Below are 11,825 nucleotides of genomic sequence, written 5' to 3'. Positions count from 1 at the left end.
ACTTGCCCGTTGAGCGGCTATACGATAATGCTCCGCGCTAAGCAGGAAGCGCCAAAAATTCGAGCGGCGACTTCATTCTCCTATTCAGGAAGGAACTATGAGGCGGCAGACGCGACCATTCACCGTGGAAGTCAAACAAAAGCGCAATTATGAAAAATCCGCACGTTCCATCTGGGGCAATTTCGACATCGCCGCGGCGATGGCCGAGACAACAAAGGAAGTCGAGCCGTTAAATCGTCAGCTTGTTGACTCTACTGTAGTGGCCCTTGATGCTGAACCTTTGCACAAACCGCGAGTGGAGCATTTCATGGCCAATCCCCTGGAAACCGAGTCAGCAGTAGTTCATAGCGCACCGGCAGACAAAGCGGAAACGCCAAAACCGAAGACGAGAGCGCGGCGGTCGAGGAAGCCAGAAGCTGAGGCGAGCGCGCCTGCCCGCAAGGAGGGCGCCAAGCCGATATCCGCGACCACTGAAGCACCGCCGTCAGCGCGAACAGGCCGAAAGAGCTACTCCGCGAAGGATCGTGCCCAGAAGCTGGCGCAGATCGAGACCTCGATCGGCGGCGGCGCTACTCTCAAGAGCGCGGTGAAGCAAGCCGGCATCTCGGAACAGACATATTATCTTTGGAAGAAGGCGGCGGCGCCGGCGGCGGATAGTGACGGGCTGAAGGATCTCGTCGCGCTCGAGGAAGAAAACAAGCGGCTAAAGAGCCTGCTTGCCGATCGTCTCCGCAAGGAGAATGCGGAACTGAAGAAAAGGCTCGGGCTGGATTAAGGAGGGTGGGCAGCTGATTCTTGGCTCGCCACCTACAGCAATCCCGCCTGCTCCGCCTCGCGACGCAGATTCTGCCGTGGCCTTGGGCCGATCTGCTGGATGACCAGCCCGGCCGCCAGCGAGCCGAGATCGCCGCAATCCTTCAGGCTGAGGCCTTGCGTGTAGCCGTAGAGGAAGCCGGCGGCGTAGAGGTCGCCGGCACCTGTCGTGTCGACCAATTCGCGGATCCTGGTGGCCTCGATGGTGACGGTCTCGTCGCGGCGCACGATGACCGAGCCCTTTTCCGAACGGGTGACAATGGCGATCTTGCAGTCCCTGCGGATCTGCGCCAGCGCCTCGTCGAAGGACGCGGTCTGGTAGAGCGACTTGATCTCGTGGCTGTTGGCAAAGACGATGTCGACGGTGCCGGAGCGCATCAGATCGAGGAATTCGTCGCGGTAGCGGTCGACGCAGAACGAATCCGACAATGTCATCGACACTTCGCGCCCGGCGGCATGGGCGAGCTTCGCCGTCTGCCGGATCGCCTCCTTGGCGCGCGGCGGGTCCCACAGATAGCCCTCGAAATAGGTGACCGCGGCGCCCGACGCCTTGTCGGCCTCGACGTCCTCCGGGCCGAGCTCGACGCAGGCGCCGAGATAGGTGTTCATCGAGCGCTCGCCGTCCGGCGTGACGAAGATCATCGAGCGCGCTGTCGGCGGTTCGCCGTTAAGCGGCCTGGTGTCGAAGGCGACACCCTGGGCATGCATGTCATGCGCGTAGATTTCGCCGAGCGCGTCGTTGGAGACCTTGCCGAAGAAGGCGGCGCGGCCGCCGAAGCTGGCAACGCCCGCCGCCGTGTTGCCGGCGCTGCCGCCCGAGGCTTCGATGGCCGGGCCCATGCGGCTGTAGAGCAGTTCGGCGCGCCTCGTGTCGATCAAATTCATCGCGCCCTTGATGATGCCGTTGGTCTCCATGAACGCCTCGTCGCACTGGGCGATGATGTCAACGATGGCATTGCCTATACAAAGCACGTCATAGTCCGGCATCAATGTCTCCGCGAAAATCCCGACGGCTTCTTGCCACGCCGGCCGGCCGGCGGGTCTGGCGAGTTGGAATGGGCTTTCCGGATGCCAATCCATTCGGCGTCGGCCCTCACGGGGCGGCGAGTCCTGCCTCGCGACGCAATTCGTCGGCCCTGTCTGTCTTCTCCCAGGTGAAATCAGGCTCTTCACGGCCGAAATGGCCATAGGTCGCGGTCTTGCGGTATATAGGGCGTAAGAGATCAAGCATCTTGATAATGCCCTTCGGTCTGAGATCGAACAACTCAAGAATGAGGCGCTCGATCCTTCTTTCCTCAACCCTCGCTGTTCCGAACGTGTTGACCATGACAGAAACCGGACTGGCCACGCCGATTGCGTAAGCAAGCTGCACCTCGCAGACGTCCGCAAGTCCGCTAGCGACGATATTCTTTGCGACATACCGGGCCGCATAGGCAGCTGAGCGGTCAACCTTGGACGGGTCCTTGCCCGAAAAGGCGCCGCCGCCGTGACGACCCATCCCACCATAGGAATCGACGATGATCTTGCGTCCAGTGAGACCGCAGTCGCCGCGCGGCCCGCCGACTACGAACCTCCCCGTCGGGTTGACCAGAATTCTGATGCCTTCCGTCTCCAGGTGGGTCGGCAGGACAGGCTTTATGATTTCCTCAATGACGCCCTCGCGGACCGTCTCTTGCGAGACCTGCTCGTCATGTTGGGTCGATACGACGATGGTATCCAGGGCGACCGGGCGCAACCCCTCATAGCGCACTGAGACTTGGGATTTCATGTCAGGACGCAACCAGCCAAGCTGTCGTGCTTTCCGGACATCTGCCTGTTGTTTCGTCAAGCGATGAGCGAGCTGGATCGGCAAAGGCATCAGAGTATCGGTTTCGCGGCATGCGTAGCCGAACATGAGGCCCTGATCTCCCGCTCCCTGTTGGAGGTCCTGCCCTCGTCCCTCGTCAACGCCCTGGCTGATGTCGGGCGACTGCTCGGTGAGTGCATGAACGACGGAGCAACGCCGGCCGTCAAAGCCGACGGCCTCGTTGTCGTATCCAATATCGAGAATCGTATCGCGCGCAACTTGGCTATAATCCACCTGCGCATCGCTGGTAATCTCGCCAGCCAGAACGACCATCCCTGATTTTACCAACGCTTCACAGGCGACGCGCGCCTTGGGATCGGTGCGGAGGATGGCATCGAGGATGGCATCCGAGATGTTGTCGGCCAACTTATCCGGGTGTCCCGCGCCAACCGATTCGGAAGAGAACACGAACTGCCTAGCCATGAAATGCCTCGCTTCGGGTGTTGGAGTTGTATGGGGCATTTTGCTTAGCCCACCTTACCTGTCGGTGAGGCCCGGGACCTCGAACGCAGCGCACAAGTCGGCAACGTCTCTTCGCACGCAGGCATGGAGATCTTCGTCTTCTGGCTCGCCGGAGGACGGAGTCCATGAAGCCAGCAATTTGCACGGTTTCCACATCGCGCATGCCCATTGACGTCACTGCTGGCGCCCCCAGGCGAATTCCGCTTGTGACCGCAGGATGGCGCGGGTCGCCCGGCACCATATTAAAGCTCGTAATGATGCCTGCCTTCGCTAACCGCTTGGCATAGGCCTTGCCTGATAGTGGTCGATCGCGAAGATCAAGGATCAGCATGTGATTGTCAGTGCCCCCGGTGACCAGGTCATAACCTCGGTCCAGAAGCGCCTGGGCCAGAGCCTTGGCATTTTTGACAATCTGTTGGCCGTAACTGCGGAAGGACGGGTCCGCGGCTTCCCGCAAAGCGACAGCTAGCGCCGCGATAACATTCATATGGGGGCCGCCTTGCAGTTGAGGGAAGACAGCGCGATCTATTCGTCTGGCGAGATTGTATTTGCCCTTCGAATGATACAGCGCTTGATAGCGATCTTCATTCCTTGACAAAATGAAGCCACCGCGGGGACCGCGGATCGACTTGTGAGACGTGCTGCTGACGACGTCGCAATGGGGTACGGGATTCGGATGCGCTCCAGCGACAATCAAGCCACTGATGTGCGCGATGTCGGCCACGAGGTAGGAGTTCGCCTCCAGAGCGATTTCTGCCATTGCCGCGTAGTCAAAGATACGGGGATAAGCAGTATCGCCAGCCCAAATGAGCCGAGGCCGTTCGCGTTTTGCTGTTTCGCGCAAACGGTCATAGTCAATTTGCTGCGTCTTTTCGTGCAGCCCATAGCGGACGCGCTTATAGTCTGTTCCGGAAAAATTGATGGCCCAACCATGAGTGAGGTGGCCCCCTTCCGGAATTGGCAAACCCATCACCTTGTCACCGGGGCTTAAAAGCGCTCGATAGACAGCCTGATTGGCCGGCGAGCCGGAATAAGGCTGGACGTTGGCGTGTTCGCTGCCGAATAACGTGTTCAAGCGCTCAATGGCGAGGTTCTCAAGCTCATCGACGATCTCGTTTCCCGCGTAGTAGCGCGCAGCGGGGTACCTCTGGGCGTACTTGTTCATGAAAATCGAACCGGTTGCTTCGAGCACGGCCGAGGAGGCAAAGTTCTCAGATGCGATCAGTTTGAGCGTCGTCCGCTCCTGCCGCTCCTGTCTTAGAAGCAGTTCGTGAACGCGGCAATCAACCGCCGCCAAGCGAGACCGTCCGTAAGTGTCGGGCTGCGCGATGGCGCTGTCGGCGGAGTTGTCCATGGTAGCTTCGCGCTCCAATTGGATTGATCTATTTCACGGTCAAGCATGCGGTCCCCTTCGGCCGCGTGTCTCGTACCGCTTCGAGCCGTTGAAGGTCTCGTTTGTGATAGCCATCGCCGTGGGGCAGGAGATCAACCAACGATTGAACCAGCCCGCCGTCCTTACCTCCTGTTTTGAGATTGTACGAGCACCACGGACGTTGTTCGTGCAGTAAAGAAAGTCGGCTCTGGCCAGCAGCCGGACGTGTCGTACAACGTGCTCACGACGCAGACCCAGAATCTCCGCTAGCTGGCAGACAGTTAGGTCCGCGTGCGCGCAAAGGCCTAGGATTCGAAGGCGATCTAAATGCGCTGCCGTCCGTAGGCGACTGACCAGTGTCAGCATTGGTCAGGACCAAGCCACTTGGAAAGCCTGGGCACTCGTCCTACTGAATTTGTCATTTCGCGTTCTCCACAGATGTTGCAGCTTTCGAACCAAATAATATGGTTGCTGGTCCACCGACCGGACAATCTCGGTGGCCGTGAAGATACTGTTTTGAGCCGATATGGCTGTGTCGAACAAACAAGATGGGCGCTCTTCTTGCCATTGCCTTTAACCGAAATTGCACGCAGTTCGGCGGTCGGAGAATAAGCCACGGTTCGGACCCCACTGACTCAAACGTTGCAATAAGCCTACCATTCACAGCGAACCGGAGTTGCTAAGAGTCTATGAATTTCCTTGAAGGATCTGTTGCAACGTTTGCGCAGCCCGGTCTTGCTCCCGGCTTGCAGCGGTCAATCTCGTGCAGACTGACCGTGATTTAAAGATGACAAGAAGGTTCGCTTTCAATCCGATCTTCTTCCTGGCCAAGTAGTTCGTAGTCTCATAACTGTGGCCTAGACAAAAGCTGGGCTAATCAGCGAGGTATGATGTCGTTAGCGTGGTTGGGCCACCAGCAGGTCGACGCCAAGATCGACACGCGCAATTTCCCGCGCTACGAGAATGTCAGTGACTGCGCGCTCTTCCTCGGGCGGTCTGGCGGCGCCGTCTAGAATCTGAATGCGTCTCGCGCCGACCCGTTCAGCAATGAGCTGTTCGGCTTGCTGCGTTGACGGCGAAGCAAGCTCAAGTACGTTTTCGCGCATCTCACGCGCCGCCTCGCCGACTTCCGCAAAACGCTTCTCGGCGAACTGCTCCTTAAAGAGCGCAGCGAGATCATCAAATGTTTGAACTTTGGTGGGCTTGGGTTTCGAGCAAAATATCCAGTTGCCAGTCCAGGTTTATAGGCAAGGCTGTACGCTTTGTCGTCTGGCAAGGGCCCAATATCCCCTGGTGAGACGAAAATGGACTGGCGTGCTACGGTTGCTCCATTATAAGAGCGGTCGAAATCGCTCATGTTTGCAATACAAGGGGCCGCATAGAAGACGTTTGACGGATAGCGCGCCTCAAGCCGAAGAAGGAGTTCATGCTGACGCGACACATCCCTGCGCATCATCGCAATCCGAAAAAATGGTATCGACAAACCGGGAGAATGTCCGCTCGCAATCTCAAACGCAGTTCCTCGCTTCATCAGCTCCGGAAGCTTGTACTGGAAAAACAGCGGAACCCCTGGGAAATTGATGCGGATGTCAAAGCCAGAATGCCCCTCCTGTATGAGGTTTGGAAAGACCGGCGCGCCTACAGGTGCGGCTGACGATGACCGGATAAGGTTTTCGGTGAAGGCATACCCAAATGAGAACTCCGTGTAGCCCACCTTCATTCAATTCTGCTTTCGTGCTGAAGTTTATCCGGGACTCTTTGCCTGCAGCCGAGCAGATCATATAACAGAAAAAACTATGTATACTTGCGATAGTCTGAGCTTATCGATTCCTCGGATAGATATTTCAAAAGCTCACCCACTCTTCTGGCTGCTAGAATGGGAATGGGAAGCTTCTGGTTGATTTGGGTCGAGTTCCAGTTGATTTTGGTAAGCGACAAAACCTCCTGCGCTATCTCAGCGATTCCCGGCGCAGATCGCCGATAAGTTTCGGGCTTCGCGAACAGCGCCAGAGTGCGTAGCCGATATCTTCAACCGGGGCGGCGGCTTCTCCCTCGCCAGTGCCGAGCGCGATCATATGCATTGCGCATTCGGCCAGCGCGCCGTCAAGGCGCCCCGCTTCCGTCGCTGCCGTAAAGGTCCAGGAACCACGCCAGCGAGTAAGACCAGTCGGCAGGCAAGTCCTGCCCATTGTGATTCCTTGGGACGACGGCCACGACGGCGTTGCGGCCTTCGGGCGTGCGGGGCTCTATCCCAAGGATCGGGTATAATTCGGGTGTCGGCTGCTGAAGGATACGCGCCGGCACGAGCGACAGTGCTTTCTCCAGCGAGGGAGGAAAATCCTCCAGTTCTTCGGCCAGTTCGGCAGCTTCTCTCCTTCGTCCCTCGCGGCGCGCTTCTACATATTCTGCCGCAACCACGGCAACGGTGCGCTGCGCCCGTTCAGCGGTGCCGGTGGCAATCAGCTCGGCCGGAATGTCACCATCCTTGATCGCCCAGTGCGTACGGTGCTGTTCGAACTGTTGAATGCCCAGCCGGTCCGCAATTCTCAACACCCCGCTGACCGGTCGAGAAAGGCATGTTCCGGATCGGGCTCGAAGGTGAAGGCCAGTTCGTGTCCGCGCCGAACGATATTGCGTATGCGGCCGTGCCGACCGCGCGCGCGTGCGGGCCTCCCGCCCCGACTTCGTACATCAACAGCGCCGGGTTTCCTCCAGCCGGCGCAATGTTTCAGGGCGCGCGAGGTCGATAGCCTCGGCCTCGGCGCCGCTATATTCCTTGAACCGTCAATGGTTGACGTGAACGGCGGCGTTTCCCACCACTCGCCGTGGCCCGAGACAAGCAAGTTAAACATGGCACACCACCGACCTCACGCCGCCTTCTCCATAGACCACTTCACCCGTTCGGCGAGAAAGGCGGCGAACGTTTTCACATTCATATTGCCGCTCGCCTCCTCCAGCCCTGCGAGGTAGGCCTTCCGGTCATCGACTCTGACGACTGTCCAGGGGTAACCGCCTGAAGCCAGCATCGCGTTCATGAGGAACCGCGCCATTCGTCCGTTGCCGTCCGGATAGGGGTGCACATAGCCCACAAGCCAATGCCCCAGCACGGCACGCACGGAGGCCTCCTTCTCCGCCTCCAGCAGGTCGAACAGCTCATTCATACCATCGGCCACCGCTTCGGTACGCGGCGGCACGTGCTGCGAGCCGCGCAGGTACACAGGGTGATTGCGATATCCCGCAAGCGCGCTGGCTTTGAGGATGCCGGCGGTCACTGACGGCGCGAACAGCTCCCGGTACCACTCCCGGTGAGTGTCCCGCGTCAACGCGCCGGCTGGCTTGCCGTTGATGATCGCGGCAACAGAGTCTTTGACCTTCTGGAATGCGAGGTAGTAGCCACGCGCGGCAAGCGCATCCCGGTTCTTGCGGTCCTCTTCATCAATCTCCGGATTCCAGCTCCCCTCGCGCACCCGGTCGATGAGTTCCGGGGTGACGCTGTACCCTTCTATCGACAGCGAATGGTAGGCGTCGCTTTCGTAGATATCCTCGACGAACTTCATATAGGCGTCTTTGTCGGACGGCAGTCCGGGTGCCTTCGGGAATATCTCGATGATGGCTTCGCGCTGCGATTGCCAGATCGCGCGCAGGCGGGCGACCAACGGCGGTACGCCCGCCGCAATGGTTGTCACTCCAATTTGTCCCGCGAACGGATCGGATTCGCGCACGTCATAGCCGGCGGCTTTGAAGGCGGCCACGATTTCATCGGCAAAGGAGTCGCGTCCTACGCGACGGAAGGCCCCCGCAAGCCGTCCCGCCACGGCGGAATGGCCGCCATCAAGCAGCAGGGCCAGAACGGTTGATACGTCGCGCACCGACGCCATGGCGATCTGCATCTCGATAGGGGCGCGCTGGAAGAACGCTTCCGGCACCCGGGTAAGGGCGGCCTCGACAGTGAACACGCGCTGGCCGTTTTTCTCTGTCAGTTCGGCCGGCATCTCCTTGACCTTGAGGTCATAGAGCGAAGTGCCGAACAGCAGGTCGATTTTGTTATTCGTGCCTTTGGGGGTATTCACCACCACCTGAGGCGGAATAGTGGGCGCTTCCGCGTGCAGAAGCAGCGACTGCTGCGGTGACAGGAACCAGTCCTTGCCGAACCGGTCATTGCAGTAAAGGGAGCAGAACTCCCAGAAGCTCGCGTACCAGGAGGTGGTGTCTTGCTGCTGTGCCTGCGGGCCGGTCGACATGAGCCAGCCTTTGATAACATCGCGCAGGAACCCGTTCTGCAGCAGCCGCTCCCGGTGGACGCGGGTCAGCTCATCTGACTTGAATATGCGCCGCCCACCCTCCTGCAGCTCTTTGAGGACGGCCAGCGATTCAGCGAGTTTTTCATGGGGCTTGGCCATGGCCGTGCCTTTGCAAGTTTTTAGAGCTGTGTGATTACAAGTATATAGTGCTGATAGGCGACAAGTCAATGATGCTGTGGAGTTGCAAGTTTTTTAAGTTGTGCGATAACAAGTTTTATGCGATAATCGGGAATAACCCAGTGAAATCACACTTTTGATCGTTTCCATAGCTCGTCTGCGCGAAGGATCGTTACCCGGATGGGCCGAGACCCAGCTCCCCCGCAGGCTACGCAGGGGCTCGGGGCGAGCCTAGAGCCTGGCTCTCCGAAGCGCTTCGAAGGAGGCGCGCCTCTTTGAAAAACTCGCCCGTTGTGCATCGTGGGTACCCGTAAACGCGAATTCTCAAAGAAAAGACGCTCCTTACCTCTCCCCCCGCCACGATCATCACGGCCGCGCCCGCGCTCACTACGCCGCGACGCCCGCGAGATCGGCTTCTCGGCAATCGCGCCCTCATCACCACTGCCCTGTCTGTCCCCGCTCTTCCCGTCATCGGCTGCGCGCGCGAACCGTCACGCACGTCCACCGCTTTCGACAACGGCGACTGCGCCGCCAGCGCATCCTGCATCGCCTGTTGCAGGTCGATGGAAGGGCTGGCCGCCTGGTCAACCCGCGCCTGCCGCTCTTCCGGCACACGCAGCGTATCCTTGTAGCGATTCTGCGCCTTGCGCACCAACGCGCCGCGCCCCTTCGGCTTCAGCTCCAGCGTCAGCGCCGGCATATGCACATGCCCCGCCCGGTCTTTGATCCGCTGCTCGCGCCCGCGCTTCACTTCCAGCGATTGCAGCTCGCGTTTCTCGACCGCCGCCAGCGCCTTCAGCGTGCGCTCGCCGTCTACGGCCTGCAGCCGGTGCGCTCCCGCTGGATATGCGCCGCCCCGCGCTTCGCCTGCACGAGCTCTGTCTTGCGCGCAACAACGCCTCCAGCCGTTGCCGGTCCCGGTAACGGTGCAGCTTATCCCGGATCAGTGTGATGCCGGTGACGCGCCCGAGGAACGCCGCCAGCGTATCGAAGCGGCCCAAGATTGATGCGGGTGCTAGAGTGTGAAAGATGTACCTGAAAGGTAATCAGTGTCATGGCAACAGCGGGCACTACGCTAGATTCGAAATGGATCAGCTTGAGTGGGTGATACAAGCGCTGTCCATGCCGTCAATTCGCGGATCGAGTGGTGAGTAGCGTGCATGCGCCAGAGGAATGGAACAGCATGCTGAGCGCGGTGCATCCAGTAGTAAAAGAAGTCGCCGGCAATCGCGACTAAGACCCCTGAAATGACGGCGAATCCAGTGTTAATGACTGCGTTGTCAGAGGGAAGAAACGCACCGAAATTGATCGTCACGAGCGGCTTTATTCCTAACCAGCCCAAGCTCGCAGCGTAGAGATGCCAGATAAATGTACCCCATCCGAGCCAATATCCAATTCCGCACGCCGCGAACATTTGAGGCAAAACTGTATCGAAAAGCCGGAAAGGTTAGCTCCAGCGCCGCGCAAACGGTAGCGAAGATCACAACCAGCTCAAGCGATGTTAGGTAGTACTGGACCATCTGATTAACGTCGAGAATCTGCATTTGTTTGCTCCTTCCTTCGCGCTGCCCTTGTCTCGCCCAGCAAATGGGCTCGCGTTGACAAGGCTAACCGAAGTACGATCCAAACGGTGAGCATTCTGCCGGCACCGCTATGCGGCATCCTAGATTGATAAAATTAGTTGTTTGGATAAGACCATCCGTGTCTCAAATCGTGGAGGAATCCAGCAGACGAGGTGGCTTGCGCGAGGCGACCAACTATGCACCAGTGTGCGCGCCGGCGGCTACGATAACGTTGCTTCGAGTTATGAGCTGTCTACTAAAATTTACTCGCTCTTATTTTTTGATGTTTTGCGGCTATGATCGCCGCAAACTAGATTTAGTCAGGTGTGCACAGTTGCCGACGCCAAGATCCCCTTGGTGATAATCGCCGCCAACGGGATTCTTGCTCGCGCAATATGATCCTAGATCCACGCGATTGGCGGTGCCTGGCTCCCGCTGCTAATCGTCTGCTGAACCGAATATCATTTACCCATCGACGAAACCAGAGCCACAAAAGCGGTCAGGATCAGATGCTTTTGTCATAAGCACCGGCCAGCGAACATGACCCTCCGTTGGCTGAAATCGTCGGCGATAAAATGGGGCCGCCTATCGCGAGCCCGATTCTCATATGGGGTGTTTCCAAATCTTTTCGAACACCAGAAGCTTGGCCTGGCGCACAGCTTTCTCAATCGATCCCCCGATCGCCAGATACGCGGCTATCGCGCTGGCCAGGGCACAGCCGGTGCCGCGCATCGTTCTTGCCAGCCGACGATCATCGAGGCGCACGGGTTCTTCGTTGGGACGAACGAGAACATCCGTTGAGCGAGGTCGTCAGGCATGGCCGCCTTTGATCAGCAGGGCCTGAACCCCGGCGGCGAGCAGTTGTTGTCCTTGTTGAAGCGCGCCGACCTCATCCACCGCCAGCTCTGAGCCAATAAGGTGCGCCAGTTCGGGAAGGTTGGGCGTGACAAGGCAGCAAAGCGGCATCAGATCGCGCTTCATGACAGCGATAGCGGCTGCCTGTAAGAGCGCCCGGCCTGAGGTGGAGGCCAGCACTGGATCGAGTACTGCCGGCACCTGTCGATTTTCGCGCAGTACGGCGGCAACCGCAGCGATGGTCTCGGCTGTTCCGAGCATGCCGATCTTGATTGCCGCCACTTCGTTGGCCTGCAGCGCGGCGCGCATCTGATCAGCCACCAGGCTTGGTGGCGAATGAAGGATTTCCAGTACGGCGTCGTGCGTTTGCACCGTGAGCGCGGTGACAGCGAGACAGGTGCGCACGCCAATGGAAGAGATCGTCTCGATATCGCGTGCAATTCCAGCCCCACCGCTGGAGTCTGATCCGCCGACCACGAGCACATGCGGTTCTCGCC

At 58.9% G+C, this 11,825-nt stretch carries 10 protein-coding genes and 2 pseudogenes; 2 read left to right on the top strand and 10 right to left on the bottom strand.

The window, feature by feature from the left end; translation table 11 throughout:
* The first annotated feature begins 97 nt into the window (after positions 1-97).
* Positions 98-775 carry a transposase gene (locus NKI22_RS24970; protein WP_352643300.1) on the top strand — a complete coding sequence of 226 codons (678 nt, stop codon included), beginning with the start codon at positions 98-100 and terminating at the stop codon, positions 773-775.
* 32 nt (positions 776-807) lie between these two features.
* On the opposite strand, the gene NKI22_RS24965 is transcribed toward NKI22_RS24970, so the two are convergent.
* From NKI22_RS24965 to glyA, 3 genes and pseudogenes are all read right to left on the bottom strand, one after another.
* The gene (locus NKI22_RS24965; protein ID WP_352959002.1) at positions 808-1,800 is read right to left on the bottom strand and encodes an adenosine kinase; all 993 of its coding nucleotides are present in this window, start codon (positions 1,798-1,800) and stop codon (positions 808-810) included.
* A 106-nt stretch (positions 1,801-1,906) separates the two neighbouring features.
* Entirely contained in the window at positions 1,907-3,082 is a 1,176-nt protein-coding gene (gene metK / locus NKI22_RS24960) for a methionine adenosyltransferase (RefSeq protein WP_352542141.1), read from the bottom strand.
* Positions 3,083-3,136: 54 nt separating this feature from the next.
* Positions 3,137-4,475 (bottom strand): annotated as a pseudogene (gene glyA / locus NKI22_RS24955) (serine hydroxymethyltransferase).
* A 908-nt stretch (positions 4,476-5,383) separates the two neighbouring features.
* Here glyA and NKI22_RS24950 point away from each other — a divergent pair.
* Positions 5,384-5,506: a hypothetical protein gene (locus NKI22_RS24950; RefSeq protein ID WP_352959000.1), complete on the top strand. Its 123-nt coding sequence runs from the start codon at positions 5,384-5,386 to the stop codon at positions 5,504-5,506.
* Here the strand turns inward: NKI22_RS24950 and NKI22_RS24945 are convergent.
* The 7 genes and pseudogenes from NKI22_RS24945 to NKI22_RS24915 form a co-directional block, all read right to left on the bottom strand.
* A complete protein-coding gene (locus NKI22_RS24945) occupies positions 5,503-6,213 on the bottom strand; it encodes a hypothetical protein (protein ID WP_352958998.1) in 711 nt (236 codons plus the stop codon). The two genes, NKI22_RS24950 and NKI22_RS24945, sit on opposite strands and share 4 nt — an antisense overlap.
* 383 nt (positions 6,214-6,596) lie before the next feature.
* The gene (locus NKI22_RS24940; RefSeq protein WP_352958996.1) at positions 6,597-7,043 is read right to left on the bottom strand and encodes a hypothetical protein; all 447 of its coding nucleotides are present in this window, start codon (positions 7,041-7,043) and stop codon (positions 6,597-6,599) included.
* A 317-nt stretch (positions 7,044-7,360) separates the two neighbouring features.
* Positions 7,361-8,893, bottom strand: coding sequence for a Fic family protein (locus NKI22_RS24935; RefSeq protein ID WP_352958994.1), 1,533 nt, complete (start codon positions 8,891-8,893; stop codon positions 7,361-7,363).
* A gap of 226 nt (positions 8,894-9,119) precedes the next feature.
* On the bottom strand, positions 9,120-9,611 hold the full coding sequence (locus NKI22_RS24930) for a hypothetical protein (RefSeq protein ID WP_352958992.1): 492 nt from the start codon (positions 9,609-9,611) through the stop codon (positions 9,120-9,122).
* Positions 9,612-9,986: 375 nt separating this feature from the next.
* On the bottom strand, positions 9,987-10,112 hold the full coding sequence (locus tag NKI22_RS24925) for a sterol desaturase family protein (RefSeq protein ID WP_352515991.1): 126 nt from the start codon (positions 10,110-10,112) through the stop codon (positions 9,987-9,989).
* 79 nt (positions 10,113-10,191) lie between these two features.
* Positions 10,192-10,455, bottom strand: coding sequence for a hypothetical protein (locus tag NKI22_RS24920; RefSeq protein WP_352959133.1), 264 nt, complete (start codon positions 10,453-10,455; stop codon positions 10,192-10,194).
* Between the two features lie 621 nt (positions 10,456-11,076).
* Positions 11,077-11,825 (bottom strand): annotated as a pseudogene (locus NKI22_RS24915) (hydroxymethylpyrimidine/phosphomethylpyrimidine kinase); the annotation flags it as partial.

Source organism: Mesorhizobium sp. M0778, from assembly GCF_040320105.1.
In the GTDB taxonomy this organism is placed as follows: Bacteria; Pseudomonadota; Alphaproteobacteria; order Rhizobiales; family Rhizobiaceae; genus Mesorhizobium.
The sequence above is the reverse complement of the archived record's forward strand: the minus strand, read 5'-3'. Positions and strand labels throughout refer to the sequence as shown.

Bases quoted from the DNA above. Each gene is read 5' to 3' on its own strand.
- NKI22_RS24970 (WP_352643300.1), top strand. From the start codon at position 98: ATGAGGCGGCAGACGCGACCATTCACCGTGGAAGTCAAACAAAAGCGC.
- NKI22_RS24965 (WP_352959002.1), bottom strand. From the start codon at position 1,800: ATGCCGGACTATGACGTGCTTTGTATAGGCAATGCCATCGTTGACATC.
- metK (WP_352542141.1), bottom strand. From the start codon at position 3,082: ATGGCTAGGCAGTTCGTGTTCTCTTCCGAATCGGTTGGCGCGGGACAC.
- NKI22_RS24950 (WP_352959000.1), top strand. From the start codon at position 5,384: ATGTCGTTAGCGTGGTTGGGCCACCAGCAGGTCGACGCCAAGATCGAC.
- NKI22_RS24945 (WP_352958998.1), bottom strand. From the start codon at position 6,213: ATGAAGGTGGGCTACACGGAGTTCTCATTTGGGTATGCCTTCACCGAA.
- NKI22_RS24935 (WP_352958994.1), bottom strand. From the start codon at position 8,893: ATGGCCAAGCCCCATGAAAAACTCGCTGAATCGCTGGCCGTCCTCAAA.
- NKI22_RS24930 (WP_352958992.1), bottom strand. From the start codon at position 9,611: ATGCCGGCGCTGACGCTGGAGCTGAAGCCGAAGGGGCGCGGCGCGTTG.
- NKI22_RS24925 (WP_352515991.1), bottom strand. From the start codon at position 10,112: ATGCACCGCGCTCAGCATGCTGTTCCATTCCTCTGGCGCATGCACGCT.
- NKI22_RS24920 (WP_352959133.1), bottom strand. From the start codon at position 10,455: ATGCAGATTCTCGACGTTAATCAGATGGTCCAGTACTACCTAACATCG.